The following is a 15,902-nucleotide window of genomic DNA, read 5'->3' as shown; positions in this document are numbered from 1 at the left end:
CAGATGCATGGCAGACATGGCTTACAGTTTTTCCATCTTTTGCCGCACGGCTGGCGCCGTCGAAGACATCGGCGCCAGCTCAAGATAAGTTTTGTACGCAGCCTTGGCCTTGGCGACATCGCCAGCCTTGGCATGGGCGTCACCCAGGTTCAGGTAGGCGACGGCGCGCGACGGGTCCATTTTGAGCGTATGTTCAAACCAGCGCGCCGCTTCGCGGTATTTTTCCTGCTTGTAAAAGACAAAGCCCAGATTATTGGCCGCCAGCGCGAAATCGGGACGCAATTTCAGCGCTTGCGTAAATTGCGCTTCCGCCGCCACATATTGTTTCTCCTTATACAACTGCAAACCACGGTCATTGGCCCGCTGCGCCAACTGGCGCGTGGACGTCGGCACGGCGCCCGGCGTGACGATCGTCTGTTCGCCGCCCTGCAAATCCTTCACCGTCACGCTGGCCGCTGGCGGCTTGGCATCGAGCTTGCTGTTCAGGGCGATGGCTTGCGTCGATAACTGCGTCGTGTTCGGGTTGAGAAATTCCGTCTCGCTCTGCAATTCGAAGACGAAATCTCCCCCTTCCGAGCCAGGCAAGCTGCCAAACGCAGGGGTTTGGTTCGATACGCTGGACACGGCCGGCGCCACGTAGGCCGCCAGTTCCGTGGCCGTGATGAGACCATCGCCGTTCAGGTCACCCTTGCCCGCCAGGCCCTGCAGCAAAGTCCAGGTGAACACGGAATGACCATTGGGCCCACCATCGGCAACTAACTGGTCGCCGCCGCCGGCCGTCAGCATTTGCCGGCCTATGCGCTTGGCGTTGTCGCGCAAAAACGTGCTGGAACCGGCGCCACGCGTCAGGCCCAGGCCGCTGTAACAGGCATCCATGACGAAGAACGCATGCTTGGCGGTCAGCGATTCGGCGATATTCTGGATTTCCGTCATGGCAATCGCATCCGTGGCGAACTGCGCCGGGTCGGAATCGACGGGCACGATGTAGCCGAGGTCGCGCCCGGAGCTGAGCTTGCGCGTGGCGCCGTGGCCGGCAAAGAAGACGAAAATACGGTCATTCTTTTGCACGCCGCCGTGGGCCAGCTTGTCATGGAAGGCAGCCAGGATGTTGTTGCGCGTCGCTTCGCCATTCTTTAAGGTCACGACGCGCTCGGGCGCGAACGCGAATTTGTCGATCAGGGTTTCGCGCATGCCCTGCGCATCGCGCGCCGCATAGTGTAGTTTCGGCCACTTCGCATAATCGTCGATGCCGATCACCACGGCCCAGGAATTGGCATAGCCAGTCGTCACGGCAACTTTTTCGGGCGCGGGCGCCGTGCTGTTGGCGACCTGGAAACTACTGCCATCCCAGCCCGCAAATTGATAGCCTTCGGCAATCAGCTTGTCGAGCACGGCCGGCAAGGCTTTCACCGTGCGTTCGTGAATGTCGTGGAACAGGACGATGCCGCGTCCCGCCTTGTCGACCGAGGCCAGCACGCGATTCGTGATCGAGCTCGGCACGGGGTCGGCCCAGTCCAGTGAATCGATATTCCACATCACGGATTTCAACTGGGCGTCGGCCAGCGCGGCCATGCCTTCACTATTGCGCGCGCCATACGGAAAACGGAACAGCGCGGCCCGCTCGGGGCTGATAGCTTTCAACAGGGTATCGGTGCCGAGGATTTCGCCTTTCAGCTTGTCGCCCGTCTGTTTTGACAATTGTGTATGGCTAAAACTATGGTTGCCCACGGCATAGCCCTCTTGCATCAGCTTGCGGCTCACTTGCGCGCCTGCATTGAGCTTGGCGCGCCCTTGCGCGTCCAGGCTACCGAGGTTGCGCCCCACGCTGAAGAAGACGGCCGGCACGCCATATTGTTTCAAGATGGCGCTGATTTCTTCCGTGTAACGACGGTGCGGGCCGTCGTCAAAGGTCAGCACGATGGTTTTCTTCGGCAAACCCAGGCCAAAGATTTCCGCCTCATCTTTTTTTGGCGCCGGCTTCGCTTCAGGCACCGTGCCGTCTGACGGCGCGGCCGGCGGCACCGTGTAGGGTACGATGATGCCATTTTCCTTGAGGATCTGCTCGCGGCTGTACAGCTTTTTCAGTTGCGCCACGTAATCGTCCCAGCGCTCGCGCTTGAGTTCGATGGCGCGCTGGCCCAGGTTGCCGAAGATTTGTCGGATTTCCTTCTCGTAATGACGCTCGATCTCGCCCAGCGCGTCGAGATCCTCGGAAATGCGCTTGTGCAGCTTGATTGCTGGCAAGGAGCTATCCTTGGCTACGTGGGCCAGCATGCTTTGTAGCAGTTCGCGAAAAGCCAGGCGGTCCGCGTCAAACAGGCCGGGGGCCGATTCGATATACGTCAACAGACCATCAAGCGCCTCGAAGCGGCCGGGATTGGTGGGCGCCGTCAGTTGGTCCAGCGCGGCGTCGAGCTTGGCGATGCGTTCCTGGTTTTCATGGAACAGCGCCTGCCCCACTTTTCTCGCCTCGTCGCGCGCGCCTTCCGCCAAGCTTTGCTCATCGGCCAGCAACACGATGATCTTGCGGAAATTGCCCAGCAAGTCGCGCAGATCGCTGGCCACGGCGGCCGCATCAACGCCGGATTGCGGCGCGGCGGCCGGGTTGCCCGAGACGGGCGCCTGCGCCGTGGCGGTGGCGGCAGGACGGGTGTAGCGATACATGCCGGCCCCGGCGGCGAGTGCCACGACGACGGTGGCGGCGATCTTGATCTGCTTGGAAGTCACAGGCTTATCATTCCCTTCACATACTATGCATACAATTGAAATGGCGCAGATGCGCACGATGCATAATTGTAGAGCACGCTTGGCACTTGCTCAGGGCGCACCTATGAATTTCGGCAATAATTTCCGGCAACCCGCGATTGCTCGTAAAAACGGCAAAGACCCTGCACAAGAAACTCTGCGTCGGGGCGCTCTGGGTGACGACGGTTGGACTTAAGGCTGATGCGCAGCAAAGTGCTTGCGCAAGCCTTGCCAGCACGCATGATAGTCGTTTTGCAGCAGTTCGCTGGCCAGGGCGAAGGGCGTGGGCTTGAGGATGGTGCGCGTCTCGAACATGAAGGCCATGGTGTCGGCCACCTTTGCCGGCGCCGAGGCGTCACTGTGGGAGGCGCGTTCGAACGTTTGCGCATCGGGACCGTGGCCGGACATGCAGTTGTGCAAGCTGGCCCCACCCGGCACGAAGCCAGCCGCCTTGGCGTCGTACACGCCGTGGATCAGTCCCATGAACTCGCTGGCCACATTGCGGTGGAACCACGGCGGCCTGAACGTATGTTCGGCGGCCAGCCAGCGCGGCGGGAAGATGGCGAAGTCGATGGCGCCGAAGAGCGGATTTTCGCTCGGTGCTTGCAGCACGAGAAAGATCGACGGGTCCGGATGATCGTAGCTGATCGAGCCGATGGTGTTAAAACGGCGCAAATCGTATTTGTACGGCGCATAATTGCCGTGCCAGGCCACCACGTCCAGCGGCGAATGGTCGAGCGTTGTCTGCCACAGATGACCGCAGAACTTGGCCACCAGCATGCACTCGCCATCGATATCCTCGTAGGCCGCGTGCGGCGTAAGGAAATCGCGCGCGTTCGCCAAGCCATTCGAGCCGATGGGCCCCAAGTCGGGCAAACGAAACGCCGTGCCGAAGTTTTCGCACACATAGCCGCGCGCCTGGCCGTCGGGCAAGGTCACGCGAAAGCGCACGCCGCGCGGGATGACGGCGATTTCCTGCGGCTCCAGCTCGAGCAAACCCAGTTCGGTGGCAATCGCCAGCCGCCCTTCCTGCGGCACGACCAGCAATTCACCATCAGCCGAATAAAAGAAACGCTGCATGGCGCTGTTAGCCGCATACACATGGATGGCACAGCCGCTCATCGCTTCGGCGCTGCCATTGCCGGCCATGGTTTGCCAGCCGTCGATAAAATCGACCGGCGTACTGCTGTCGGGCAGCGGCAGCGGGTCCCAGCGCAGCTGGTTTGGCGGCGTGGGCGGCATGGCATGGAAATCGCTGACGATACGGCTATTGTCGAGTAGGGTAAATGGGCGATGCTGGCACGCCGGGCGGATGCGATATAGCCAAGAGCGCCGGTTCTGCGCGCGCGGCGCCGTGAAGGCCGTGCCCGACAATTGTTCCGCATACAGGCCCAGGGGAGCCTGCTGCGGCGAGTTTTGTCCCTGCGGCAAGGCGCCGGGCACCGCTTGCGTGGCAAATTCATTGCCAAAGCCGCTTTGGTAGCCGGCGCCTGTCATGCGCTCACCGCCAGGGCGATGGCCAGGCCGACCTGGCACAGCAAGCGCTGCGCCACGTCACCTTGGCCGATGGCGCCCATGACCCGCAAGGCCAAGCGTGCTCGCAACATTGTCCGTTGGCCAAAAACACTAGCCGCGTTTCGCGATGGGCACGTTGTCGATCTTCTGGTTGCCATAACTGAAGGAACCGTGGCCGCTCCAGTTGTTATCCGTCACAAATGTCGCTTCGAACTTGGCCAGGTAGCTGCCTATGGCCGGTGGCGGCACTGACACCACGTATTCGCCAGTCAGGCTGAACACGCGCGTGGCTTTACCCAGGCCCAGGCCATGCACGGGACCGCTAACGGGACGGATCACCACGCGGCCATGCGGCGGCGCGATCGACTGCGTAATCAGGGCTTCACCGCTGACACTGCCATCGTCGGGATGGTAAAACAGGGCCAGATTCAGGATAGGTGCACCGGGCAGTCCGAGATTGCCGGCGATCAGATAGACATGTTCTACCGCATTCAGTTCAGATGAAGACACAATGAACTCCTTTGGGGAAATGGTTACTGAGCCATGAAAAGAGAGATCGCGCGCGGCGACAGGCACTGGCTATCAGCCATGCTGATGGCGCTTGGGCGCATCAACACTCTAGCGACAGCATAGCCTGTGTTTTTGTATCAATATACTCACATTATTGCCTTGAATTCCAGGGTTTTTCTGCATTCCCCAATATGCGGGGCACCCTGCCATGAATGCGGCATGCGGCCTTAGATCTGGCGCAAACAATGGTGCTGGCTGGAGTGCAGCGATGCTGCTGCGCGCAAGCGCCTTTTGAACAGCCGGCGGGCGCGATGGCTATGCATCGCCCACCTCGCAGCGCTGCGCATCTGCCCTGCCGAGCTAGCCTTTATTGCTGACGCTGCGGCAAGACCCAGTCCGGCCGGATGTAGTGGCAGGTGTAGCCGTGCGGCAAGCGCTGCAGATAATCCTGGTGTTCCGCTTCCGCTTCCCAGAACGGGCCGGCTGGCGCCACTTGCGTCACCACCTTGCCGGGCCAGAGGCCGGAAGCGTCGACATCGCGGATGGTCTCGTCGGCCACGCGCTTTTGCTCGTCGCTGGTGTAAAAGATGGCCGAGCGGTAGCTGGTGCCACGGTCATTGCCCTGGCGCTCTTCCGTGCTGGGGTCGTGGATCTGGAAGAAAAACTCCAGGATCTTGCGGTAGCTGATGGTGTGCGGATCGAAAATGATCTCGATGGCCTCCGCATGCGTGCCGTGGTTGCGGTAGGTGGCGTTGGCCACGTCGCCGCCGCTGTAGCCTACGCGCGTGGCGATCACGCCCGGATAGCGACGCAGCAAGTCCTGCACACCCCAGAAGCAGCCGCCGGCCAGGATCGCGGTTTCGTTATTTTGTGTCATGTTGTTCATTCCTTGATCTGAGGACCTTATCTTACCCTGTCGCGGCATTTTCTTCAGCGGGCCAGCAAACGCTTGAGCTGCGCTGCCTGGTAAGCGCCGATGGCGTCGTTGAACAGGCAGCGGATCAAGGGGTCGTCGACGATGTCGGCGTCCATCAGTTCTGCCTGCGTCGCTGCGTCAAACGGGCCATCGTTGATGCGCATATACATTGATGTCAGCGATTCACCGAGCACCAGCGCCGCATGGCACTTCACCAAGGGCACTTCGGTGGTCCAGTCCGGCGCCTCGCCGGTGGCCGGCACACGATCGATCACGTCGCCATGCGTGCGGTAATGCAGGACGGTGACGCCGCCGTCATGGCCATACAGCGACAAGCGCCACAGGCGTGGGGCCTGGAAATAGCTGTCTTCGGACAGTTCCATGTCGCGGTAGCGCTCGAGCAAGCCGGACTGGCAAAAATCGAGCACCAGCGCCGTCTCGGCGGCATTCAAGGGCGCAAAATGGCGGGCGATGTCGGCGGTAGCGGGCGGGCATAGCGCCGGACGATAGTCGAAGTCGACGTCCTGCGGTCCCACGGGGATGACCCAGGGCAGCGGCGCGGCGGGCGTCAAGCCCTGCGCATCGAGCAGCACGGACGTGGACGGATCGAGGCGAAAAATGTGCGCATCAGGCAGGGCGGCACCGATCTCCTGCGCAAACTGGCGGTACGTTATCGGGAACATCGCCTGGTTGTACCAGGACCAATCTTCCTGTACGAACTGGCAAGAGCTGGGCACCAGGTAACGCGGCGCCAGGGCGCGCAATTGCGGCACCCAGTCATCGGGCAGTGTCACCTGGTCGCGCGCTGCCAGCGAGGGCGCGATGACGGCAATCTCGCGCATGGTCTGGAAGGGCCACAAGACCATGTCCCAGGGAGCAAAGGCGGCCAACTGCGCCAAGGTTGCCGGACCGATCCAGGAATCGACGACGTTGAGCACATTCAGGCCGGCGGCGCGCACCTGGAACAGCGAGTCGACATCATCGTCCAGCGCCCGGCGCGGGATCACCTCGATGGCGCCGACCCGCACGGGCATATCGACATGCAAGCGCGCGACGGCGGTAAAACCGAGCGCACGCAGCATCGCGAATAGCTCGTCGAAGACGCAGTACAGGTAGATGGGCGTAGCGCGGTCGAGCACATCGAGGCTGTCCAGCGAGCAGTGGTCGTCGTGGAAGTGCGAGATGAAGACGGCATCCCAGCGCAGCCGGCGCACGGCATCGAGGTCGAAGCGCACCGGGGGAAAGGCGTGGCAGTTGCGGCTGAACGGGTTTTCGACGATGGGGTCGAAGGCGATGGCCGTGCCTTCACATTCGAAGACATAGCCGGCGTGCAGGATGCGGGAGATTTTCAGGGGCATAGGAGGCTACACATCGTAGGACCAGGTTGGGCAGCGCGCATGATAGCTGAAAAGGCGGCTGCCCTGCCCCGTGTTGACTTAGTACGGATTATTCAGCACATCCATCGCGAAGTACGTAAAGATCATGTCCGCGCCCGCGCGCTTGATGGCACCCAGGGTTTCCTGCACCACGCGGCGCTCGTCGATGGCGCCCGCCTGCGCGGCGAACTTGATCATCGCGTATTCGCCGCTGACCTGGTAGGCGCCGATCGGCAGGCGCGTCACTTCGCGCAAGTCGCGGATGATGTCGAGGTAGGCGCCGGCCGGTTTCACCATCAGCGCATCGGCGCCTTCGGCTTCGTCGATCAAGGACTCGCGGATCGCTTCGCGGCGGTTCATCGGGTCCATCTGATACGTTTTACGGTCGCCCTTGAGGGTGCTGCCGGCGGCGTCGCGGAACGGGCCGTACAGGCCGGAAGCGAACTTGGTCGAATACGCCATCACGGGCGTGTCGTGGAAGCCGGCCGCGTCGAGCGCGCTGCGGATCGCCGCTACCTGGCCATCCATGGCGGCCGATGGCGCGATGATGTCGGCGCCAGCCTGGGCGGCGATGACAGCCTGCTTGCCCAGGTTCAGCACCGTGCTGTCGTTGTCGACCGTGTCGCCATGCAAGATGCCGCAATGGCCGTGATCCGTGTATTCGCAAAAGCAGGTATCGGACATGACCACCATTTCCGGCACGGCATCCTTGATGATGCGCGACATGCGCGCCACCAGGCCGTCCGGGTTCAGGGTATCGGTGCCATGGCTATCCTTATGGTGCGAAATGCCGAACGTCATGACGGAGCGCAAACCGGCGCGCGCGTAGCGCTCGATTTCCTGCGCCAGCTTCGCTTCGGGAATGCGGCGCACGCCAGGCATGGAGGTGATGTTGATGAAATCGCTGGCACCTTCATCGACGAAGATTGGCAGGACCAGGTCGCGCGGATTGATCTCGGTCTCGCGGAACAGCTCGCGCAGTTGCGGGGTCGCGCGCAGGCGGCGCAGACGCGAAGTTGGGTAGAGTGCTGACATGGGATCACTGGCTTCAGGTTGGGAACGCCAATAAGTATACGCCGATCAGGACGATTGCGCCGGGCCACCCGGCAAAAAAGCCGCGCAGGTCAAAAAATGCAGGCTTGCCCGTTGATTGGGTCTTCATCATACCAGCGCGCCTAGGGAAGCCTTGAGGCGATGGACATGCTTGCACGGCGACGGCCGCGAGCAGCCCGACACTGGCGGCTGCGCGCACGCAACCGCCAGTGTCGGGTAGAACGGATGACAGGGGGAGCGAAAATCAAGGGCGTTACAAGTTGGTAATGTCGACCTGGCGCCTGGCGCGCCAGCACATTATGGCGTGGAGTCTGCTACCGCCTCCTTGGGGCCGCGCTTAAGCCGCTGCAGCAGCCAACGCCGTGCCGGCACTTCCAGCAAGCGATAGCTCATGTTGCTGACAAATAGCAGGATCGCGGTGAAAATCGCCGCCTTCATCACATAGGCCGATATGCCCGTGCCCGGAAACATCAGGCGCAGCGGTTTTTGCAGCATCATGGCCAGCGGCACGTGCAGCAAGTAGATAGCATACGAGCAATCGCCCAGGAAAGCTGCTCCCCGGCCCTCGATTATCGCCGGCCGCAGCCGGGCGGCGAGCCATACCGTTGCGGGTAGTATGCCCATCACGACGAAGCCCAGCGGTATTACATCCGCGGTATCGCCCATCGCATAAAAGGTGGCGCACACGCCAAGCGCCAGGGCTGCAAAATAGGCCAGTATCCAGGTTTGCCTGCGGCATTGGAACAACAGCAAGCCACCTGCAAAGCCCAACAGGCCACGCAACAAACCTTCGTGTACGTCGTTTGACTCATAGCCGCCCAGATAGCGGTTCATCCAGACGGCGAATCCCCATAGCAGCAGCACCGAGCAAAGGTGTAGCGCGAGCTTCCGACGAAAAGTATGCATGCCCATGCGGACGGCAAGGAACCAGATCAGATTGATGGAAACCTCGACGAAAATCGACCAACTGGGTCCGTTAAAGGGAAAGGTAGGCCCGCTATCCTGCAGGCAGGGCAGCATCAGCGCATTAGGCACAGAGCATGCAATGTTAGTCGACATGGTGCCGAAATGGCTCTTGATCAGGGTAAAGGCTAGGGCCGCGAGTAACGCGACGGCGTACAGCGGATACAGCCTGGCAAAACGGTTGTGCAAAAAGTCTTTGAACGGCATGCCAAGGCGGATGCGCTCTTCATAGCTATGTGCCATGACCCAGCCGGATAGGATGAAAAAGAAGTCCACCGCCAGGTAAGCGTGCGTGATCTTGAAACCAAACAGGAAGGGCAGATGGTACACGGCCACCAGCATCGCGGCCAGACCACGCAAGCCGTCGAGAGAAACGATACGGCCGCTTAAATGGCCCTTCATCGTGCCAGCACCAGTCATGCTTACTCCCAATATTCGCCTGTCGAACTGGCGCGCCGCGCCAGCAATGAGAGCCAGGCAGATATAGCGATCACTCGGTGCGGCCACCCGACGACGGGCAGAATCCACCATCGAATGGCGACGCCACAAAAAAGTGGCATATTTTATCATGATGCTTTATTAAAAATCAAATATAACAATGCTTACGCCGCAAAAAACACGACGGACAGCAAGGCTGGCTTAGCGAACAACAAAATCGACCAGCCTGAAACGCAGGCGCAAGCCCGGCGCCGCATCCTCGATATCGAGGCTGCCCCCATGCAAGGCGGCGATAGCGGCCACGATGGATAGACCGAGGCCATTGCCGGGCAAGTGGCGGCTCTTGTCGAGGCGGTAAAAACGCTGCGTCAGCTTCGCCAATTCTTCGCTCGGCACGCCGGGGCCGTTGTCGCGCACAGCCAACCAACTGCCCTCTTCATCGCTGCCGGCCGACACTTCCACCGTGGCACCCGGTCCCGCATACTTGATGGCATTGTCGACCAGGCTGGCCAGCGCGCTGCCCAGCAGATTGCGATCGCCGCGCGCCGGCACGCTGTCGCCAAACATCTGCACCAGCAGCACGCCCTGCTCGTCGGCGGTGGCTTCGTACATTTCCACGATGTCAGCGCCGATCTGATACAGGTCAATGTCATCGAAATTCTCGGGACGCATGCCCGATTCGGCCGCCGCGATCTGCAGCAGCTTGTCGAACACGCGCGTCAGGTCGTCGATATCGTCGATAGCCGCCTGCGCTGCACTTTCGTAGCCGGCCACGCTCTGCTGCTGGCGCAAGGCGCCGTCGAGCTTGTTGCGGATGCGCGCCAGCGGCGTGCGCAAGTCATGCGCAATAGCGTTCGATACGTGACGCACGCCTTCCATCAAGTGTTCGATGCGGTCAAGCATGCGGTTGATATCGCGGCTCAGCAAGCCGAATTCATCCTCACTGGCGACGGGGATGCGCCTGCTCAGGTCGCCCGCCTCGATTTCCCCGGCAGTGCGACGGATTTGACCGATGCGCGCCTCGAGCTGGCGGCGAAACAGCCAGGCACCCGCCACCACCAGCAAGATGGCCACCGCGCCGCCATAGGCCAGCGAGCGCAGTACCAGCGTGCGGATAGACTTGCCCTCTTCCATGTCGCGTCCGACAAACAGGCGCGCGCCACCGGCCAGTTCACGGACCAACATGCGCGCGGGCCCCCTGCGCCCTTCGCGCGTGACGTCGTGGTGCAGCAAGCGCCCCACCGGACTGGCAGCGTCGGGCCAGGAAGACAGATTGCCCGCCACGCGGCGGCCATCGGCGTCGACCAGCAAGAATATCTCCGTGTCGCTATCGGTACGGTCGGTCAGCAGATGGGCAATTTCCGCCGTCGTGCGGCTGCTGCCACCTTGCTGGTACAGCGCCGCGAGGCGCTCCGAGAGCACGGTCAGCTTACGGTCCACGCTGCGGTCAAGCACGCCGATGGTGCCGAAATAGAATACGGCGCAAACGATGCTGATCGAGACGACCACCAGCACGCCATAGCCAAGCGCCAGGCGGGCCGCAATGGAGCGGTGCCAGTCAAGCACTATCGAGCACGCCCAGGGTGTAGCCGACGCCGCGCACCGTATGGATCAGCGGCGGGGAAAACTCCTTGTCCACCTTGGTGCGCAAGCGACTCACCTGCACATCGATGACGTTCGTCTGCGGGTCGAAATGGTAATCCCATACGGCTTCGAGCAGCATGGCACGCGTGACGGACTGGCCTTGATGGCGCATCAGGTATTCCAGCAGGCGAAATTCACGCGGCTGCAGGGCGATTTGCCGGTTGGCGCGCGTCACGCGCATGGTGCGCATGTCGAGCACCAGGTCAGCCACTTGCAGTTGCGTCGATTCGGGAACGGGCGCGGCGCGCCGCAGCAGCGCCTCGATGCGGGCCAGCAGTTCGGCGATGGCGAACGGTTTCGACAGATAATCGTCGCCGCCGCTGCGCAGGCCGCGCACGCGCTCGTCGACGCTGGACAGAGCCGACAGCACCAGCACGGGCGTATTGCAGCCCATGCCGCGCAGGCGGGCAACAATGGCCAAGCCATCAATCTCGCCGGGCAGCAGGCGGTCGAGCACCAGCGCATCCCAATCTTCGCCGCAGGCCAGGCGCATGCCGTCGATGCCATTGTCGCAGGCGGTGACGTCGTGGCCCGCCTCGCGCAGGCCGGCACAAATGTAACGAGAAGTTTCGGCTTCGTCTTCAATGACCAGGCAACGCACGGGAGATTCCTTGTAGAGATCGGGCAGAGAATAGCCGCAGAGAATAGCCGCAGCATACGCCAGACAAGCGCCACTTGCCAGACTTGTCGCACTCCCGTGGCGTCAGCGCGCATGCAGGCTAGTGCTACTTTCCGCGCAGCCTGACAATCGGGCAGTTGCGCTTCGGCAATGGCAGGCCACAGCGACAAGCTGGCATGGCATGGCGTGTTCATGCTCCTGCTCCACATATTTTATTCTTCAATTACTGCTACTATTGCAACATAATTCGTGCACACCGGCGCGTGCGGCGAACGATGACAGGGTCGGGTACAATATGCGCTCTAGAATGTTTGGCCGCGCCCGCGCGCATGTGCGCAGCTCTTATCGGCGCCTCCCGGCTTGCCGCGGCCTGCATCGATACCACTGCCACTCACACAGCAGGTGCGCCTGGCGCGTGCCACAGACGAATACTGCCATGAAATCGACCCACTCTCTCGCACTGGCGCTGGCCACGACCATTACTTGCGGCAGCGCCGCCGCCGCAGACTCCAAGCTAAGCATGCTATTCGATGAAATTCCCATCGGCAGCTGGAGCACCTCCGCCGAACTAGGCGCCATCACCACCTCGGGCAATACGGTCGGCACCTCCATCACGGGCAAGATCGACGCGCGCCAGGAGCTCGACGACTGGAGCAACCAGTACATCTTCAGCGGCTACTTCAAGGAAGATGAAACGACGAACGAGCACGGGGAAAAAGTGCGCGAGCGCTCGGCAGAACGCTTTTCCGCCTCCGCCAAGGCCGCCTACAAGCTGATGTCCAACCATGAAAAACTGTTTGTGCTGGCCTCGCACGTGAACGACAAGTTCGGCGCCTACACCAAGTACTCGACCCTGGCCGTCGGTCATGGCTCGCGCTGGTACCAGTCGAACGACAAAAGCGTCGACGTGGAAGTCGGTCCTGGCTATTTCAGCGGCACCAACGACGCGGGCGAATCGGAGCACGGCCTGACGGTGCGCGGCGCGGCCTCCATGAAGTGGAAAATCAGCCAGTCGGCGATATTTACGCAGACGATCAGCGTCGAACGGGGCACCTCAAACACCCACTCCATCGCCGAAACTGCCCTGAGCACCAAGATCAACGGCACCATGCAAATGAAGGCCGCCTTCAGCGCCCGCAACGACACGCGCGTACCGGACGACAAGAAGAACACGGATACGCAAACGTCGCTGACCCTGGTCTACTCGTTCTAACGCGCCCTCATTTCACCTCAACTTGCTGATGCTGATGCGGCCTGTGCGCGCCTGCGCCCTGCTCTGCGCTGCGGCGCTACTGAGCGGCTGCGCTGCCGTCACCGTCAGCGCGATCTCGCCGTCCGACTACCTGCAGCAACGGCGCGGCGACATCCTCACCACGGGTAAGCTCAGCGCCTCAGCCAGCGAAGTGCTGCGCATCATCGGCAGCGACAGCGCCGCCTGCGTCGCCAATACGGGCAGCTGCCGCGCCGACCTGGCCCGCTCCGATTTGCTCAGCGACGAGCAGCGCCTGGCCACACTCTCCGAATTATGGCTCGAAAGCGCGCTGGCAGAAGAGCAGCAAGGCGGCCATGCCAGCGCCAAAGTGCTGGCCGCCTGGCTCGAATCGGCCCGCTACGCCTATGCCTACCTGTTTTACACGGCGCGCACGCCGGGCCAGCGCGCCTTCGAGGAACGGCAGACGCAAATCCGCGACTACTATAACTACGCCGTGCAGAAAGCGGTCGGCAATCTGTTCCACCACCGTGGCCAGTATCGTCCCGACGGTCATGTGATCGGCCTCGCCGGCTGGCAGATCGACAGCGAGCTGTCGGCCCTGCGCCTGCCCGAAGACGGCACGCTGCCCGAGGAACTGCTGCCAGCGACTTCGCTGTCGTTTTCCGGCCTGCGCAATATATACCGGCGCGACGGCTTCGGCGCCGACCTGGTCGCCGTCATGCCCAAGCCGCGCGAGTCGACAGGCGGCCATGTGCCGTACCAGGAGACCCGCTACCCCGTCGTTACGGCGCTGATCCGCTTCGACGGCAACAGCTTGCAAGAAGTGCTGGCCACGCAGCAGTTGATGGTGATGCTGGTCGACCCGACGCGCAACGAATCGACGCGCATGGCGGGCCAGGACTTGCCCGTGGCGGCCAACTTCACGGCCGGCTATGGCCTGTGGCTGGCCCGTTCCGGCTTCGGCGTGCAGGCGCTGCGCACCCTGTTCGGCCGCGCCGACGGCATTTCGCGCCCGCAGGTGCACCTGATGCAGCCCTACGACCCGAACAAGCGCACCATCGTCATGCTGCACGGCCTGGCCAGCAGCCCGGAAGCGTGGATCAATGTGGCAAATGAACTGATGGGCGACGAACAGCTGCGCCGCCGCTACCAGATCTGGCAAGTGTACTACCCGAGCAACGCGCCGCTGGCCGCCAACAACGTCGCCATCCGCCAGGCCCTGCAAACGACTTTGGCGCAGTTCGACCCTGCGGCCAAGGCCGATGCGGCAAACGACATGGTCTTGATTGGCCACAGCATGGGCGGCGTGCTGGCGCGACTGATGGTCTCCGACGCCAGCAACAGCGTGCTTGACGCCATCACGCAAGAATACAATTTAGAGGGCGAAAAGGCGGAAAAAGTACGCGCCGGCCTGGCGCCCTACCTCAATTTCACGCCCATGGCGCAGGTCAATCGCGCCATCTTCATCGCCGCGCCGCACCGCGGCACTGCGTTCGCCAACCACAGGGTGGCGCGCTGGATCGCCAACCTCGTGACGCTCCCTTTCAACATGCTCGATCAGCTGTCGGACGCCGCCGCCAGCCTGGCGCAGCTCGACACGGGCAGCAGCGAAGCGCTGCATATTCCCAACAGCATCGATAACCTCAGCGACAAAGATCCGTTCGTGCGCCTGATAGCCGACCTGCCCATTAGCCCGAAAGTGCGCTACTACTCCATCATGGGCAACGACACGCCGGGCCTGCCGCTGGCGGCATCGAGCGACGGCGTGGTGCCCTACGCCAGCGCCCACCTCGACGGCGCGCTGTCGGAAAAAGTCATCCCGTCCTGGCACAGCGTGCAGGAAAGCCCGCAAGCGATCCTGGAGATACGGCGCATTTTGCGGTTGCCTGATTAGGCCAGTGCCGTCGTCCTACGCCGGCTCGCGCCACTTTTCCTTGATCTCCAGCATGGCCGGCAAGTGTTCCACGAACAGCACCAGCAAGTCAGGATCGAAGTGCGCACCGCTGTCGCGCTGCATGGTGGCGATGGCGTCCACCACCGTCCAGGCGGGCTTGTACGGGCGTTCACTGGTGAGCGCGTCGAAGACGTCGGCGATGGCGACGATGCGCCCTTCGTGCGGGATTTCCGCGCCTTTCAAGCCTTGCGGATAGCCGCTGCCATCCCATTTTTCGTGGTGCGTGAGGGCGATGCTGCGCGCAATTTTCAACAGACCGCCCGCATGCTCGCCGATGATGGCCGCACCGATTTCCGCATGGCGGCGCATGATATTCCATTCGTGCGCATCGAGCTTGCCCGGTTTTTGCAGGATGGCGTCGGGGATGCCGATCTTGCCGACGTCGTGCATGGGCGCCGCGTTGAGCAAATCTTCCGCCCTGGCCGCACTGTAGCCGGCCGCCAGCGCCAACTGGCGCGCGTAATAGCTCATGCGGATGACGTGCATGCCCGTCTCGTTATCCTTGTACTCGGCCGCCATACCCAGGGTCTGGATCACTTGCAGGCGCGAGCGGCGCAATTGCTCGGCATCGACCAGCGACAAATGCGTGCGCACGCGGGCACGCACGATGGATGGACTGACGGGCTTGATGATGTAGTCGACGGCGCCGGCATCAAAACCGTCCGCCTCGTCCTTCACGTCGCACAGGGCGGTGACGAAAATGACGGGAATGGCCGCGGTGAGGGGCATGGCCTTGAGCTGGCGGCACACTTCGTAGCCAGTCATGGCGGGCATCATAATGTCGAGCAGGATCAGTTCGACGGGGTTCTTCTGCGCCAGTTCCAGCGCCTTGGCGCCGTCCTTGGCGTACAGCAGCAGGTAATCGTCCTGCAAGATCTGCCGCAGCACCTGCAGATTCGTCGCCTCATCATCGACCAGCAGCAGGATCGGTTTGTCTTTATGTAAGGTCATGTCTA

The 15,902-nt window shown here is 62.0% G+C and carries 12 protein-coding genes; 2 read left to right on the top strand and 10 right to left on the bottom strand.

Translation table 11 applies throughout. The features are described 5' to 3' along the window. Window positions 1-21: 21 nt before the first annotated feature. The 9 genes from H4V96_RS09800 to H4V96_RS09760 form a co-directional block, all read right to left on the bottom strand. Window positions 22-2,727: a polysaccharide deacetylase family protein gene (locus H4V96_RS09800; RefSeq protein ID WP_196855392.1), complete on the bottom strand. Its 2,706-nt coding sequence runs from the start codon at window positions 2,725-2,727 to the stop codon at window positions 22-24. Between the two features lie 210 nt (window positions 2,728-2,937). Beyond that, window positions 2,938-4,242, bottom strand: a complete 1,305-nt coding sequence (gene hmgA, locus H4V96_RS09795) for a homogentisate 1,2-dioxygenase (RefSeq protein WP_196855393.1) — start codon at window positions 4,240-4,242, stop codon at window positions 2,938-2,940. Window positions 4,243-4,371: 129 nt separating this feature from the next. Next, complete coding sequence (locus H4V96_RS09790; protein WP_010397807.1) at window positions 4,372-4,770, bottom strand: DUF1842 domain-containing protein; 399 nt, start codon at window positions 4,768-4,770, stop codon at window positions 4,372-4,374. Window positions 4,771-5,137: 367 nt separating this feature from the next. Next, window positions 5,138-5,647, bottom strand: coding sequence for a peptide-methionine (S)-S-oxide reductase MsrA (gene msrA, locus H4V96_RS09785; protein ID WP_196855394.1), 510 nt, complete (start codon window positions 5,645-5,647; stop codon window positions 5,138-5,140). Window positions 5,648-5,700: 53 nt separating this feature from the next. Further along, a complete protein-coding gene (locus H4V96_RS09780; protein WP_070347389.1) occupies window positions 5,701-7,044 on the bottom strand; it encodes an MBL fold metallo-hydrolase in 1,344 nt (447 codons plus the stop codon). A 78-nt stretch (window positions 7,045-7,122) separates the two neighbouring features. Then, on the bottom strand, window positions 7,123-8,097 hold the full coding sequence (hemB, locus tag H4V96_RS09775) for a porphobilinogen synthase (RefSeq protein WP_196855395.1): 975 nt from the start codon (window positions 8,095-8,097) through the stop codon (window positions 7,123-7,125). A gap of 315 nt (window positions 8,098-8,412) precedes the next feature. Further along, complete coding sequence (locus tag H4V96_RS09770; protein ID WP_196855396.1) at window positions 8,413-9,648, bottom strand: acyltransferase; 1,236 nt, start codon at window positions 9,646-9,648, stop codon at window positions 8,413-8,415. Window positions 9,649-9,717: 69 nt separating this feature from the next. Further along, a complete protein-coding gene (locus tag H4V96_RS09765) occupies window positions 9,718-11,082 on the bottom strand; it encodes a HAMP domain-containing sensor histidine kinase (protein WP_196855397.1) in 1,365 nt (454 codons plus the stop codon). Continuing rightward, window positions 11,075-11,761, bottom strand: coding sequence for a winged helix-turn-helix domain-containing protein (locus tag H4V96_RS09760; RefSeq protein WP_070347401.1), 687 nt, complete (start codon window positions 11,759-11,761; stop codon window positions 11,075-11,077). Before H4V96_RS09760 ends, H4V96_RS09765 begins: the two co-directional genes overlap by 8 nt. A 454-nt stretch (window positions 11,762-12,215) precedes the next feature. On the opposite strand from H4V96_RS09760, the gene H4V96_RS09755 reads away from it, so the two are divergent. Together H4V96_RS09755 and H4V96_RS09750 are read left to right on the top strand one after the other, a co-directional pair. Beyond that, a complete protein-coding gene (locus H4V96_RS09755; protein WP_070347392.1) occupies window positions 12,216-12,992 on the top strand; it encodes a DUF481 domain-containing protein in 777 nt (258 codons plus the stop codon). A gap of 28 nt (window positions 12,993-13,020) precedes the next feature. Beyond that, on the top strand, window positions 13,021-14,886 hold the full coding sequence (locus tag H4V96_RS09750; RefSeq protein WP_280720892.1) for an alpha/beta fold hydrolase: 1,866 nt from the start codon (window positions 13,021-13,023) through the stop codon (window positions 14,884-14,886). Window positions 14,887-14,901: 15 nt separating this feature from the next. On the opposite strand, the gene H4V96_RS09745 is transcribed toward H4V96_RS09750, so the two are convergent. Next, on the bottom strand, window positions 14,902-15,897 hold the full coding sequence (locus H4V96_RS09745) for an HD domain-containing phosphohydrolase (RefSeq protein WP_196855399.1): 996 nt from the start codon (window positions 15,895-15,897) through the stop codon (window positions 14,902-14,904). Window positions 15,898-15,902: the final 5 nt, after the last annotated feature.

The organism is Janthinobacterium sp. CG_23.4 (genome assembly GCF_029892305.1).
Lineage (GTDB): Bacteria > Pseudomonadota > Gammaproteobacteria > Burkholderiales > Burkholderiaceae_D > Janthinobacterium > Janthinobacterium lividum_D.
This window is presented reverse-complemented; position numbering and strand designations above follow the sequence as displayed.

Bases quoted from the DNA above. Each gene is read 5' to 3' on its own strand.
- hmgA (WP_196855393.1), bottom strand. From the start codon at position 4,242: ATGACAGGCGCCGGCTACCAAAGCGGCTTTGGCAATGAATTTGCCACG.
- hemB (WP_196855395.1), bottom strand. From the start codon at position 8,097: ATGTCAGCACTCTACCCAACTTCGCGTCTGCGCCGCCTGCGCGCGACC.
- H4V96_RS09745 (WP_196855399.1), bottom strand. From the start codon at position 15,897: ATGACCTTACATAAAGACAAACCGATCCTGCTGCTGGTCGATGATGAG.
- H4V96_RS09780 (WP_070347389.1), bottom strand. From the start codon at position 7,044: ATGCCCCTGAAAATCTCCCGCATCCTGCACGCCGGCTATGTCTTCGAA.
- H4V96_RS09755 (WP_070347392.1), top strand. From the start codon at position 12,216: ATGAAATCGACCCACTCTCTCGCACTGGCGCTGGCCACGACCATTACT.
- H4V96_RS09750 (WP_280720892.1), top strand. From the start codon at position 13,021: ATGCTGATGCGGCCTGTGCGCGCCTGCGCCCTGCTCTGCGCTGCGGCG.
- msrA (WP_196855394.1), bottom strand. From the start codon at position 5,647: ATGACACAAAATAACGAAACCGCGATCCTGGCCGGCGGCTGCTTCTGG.
- H4V96_RS09770 (WP_196855396.1), bottom strand. From the start codon at position 9,648: ATGATAAAATATGCCACTTTTTTGTGGCGTCGCCATTCGATGGTGGAT.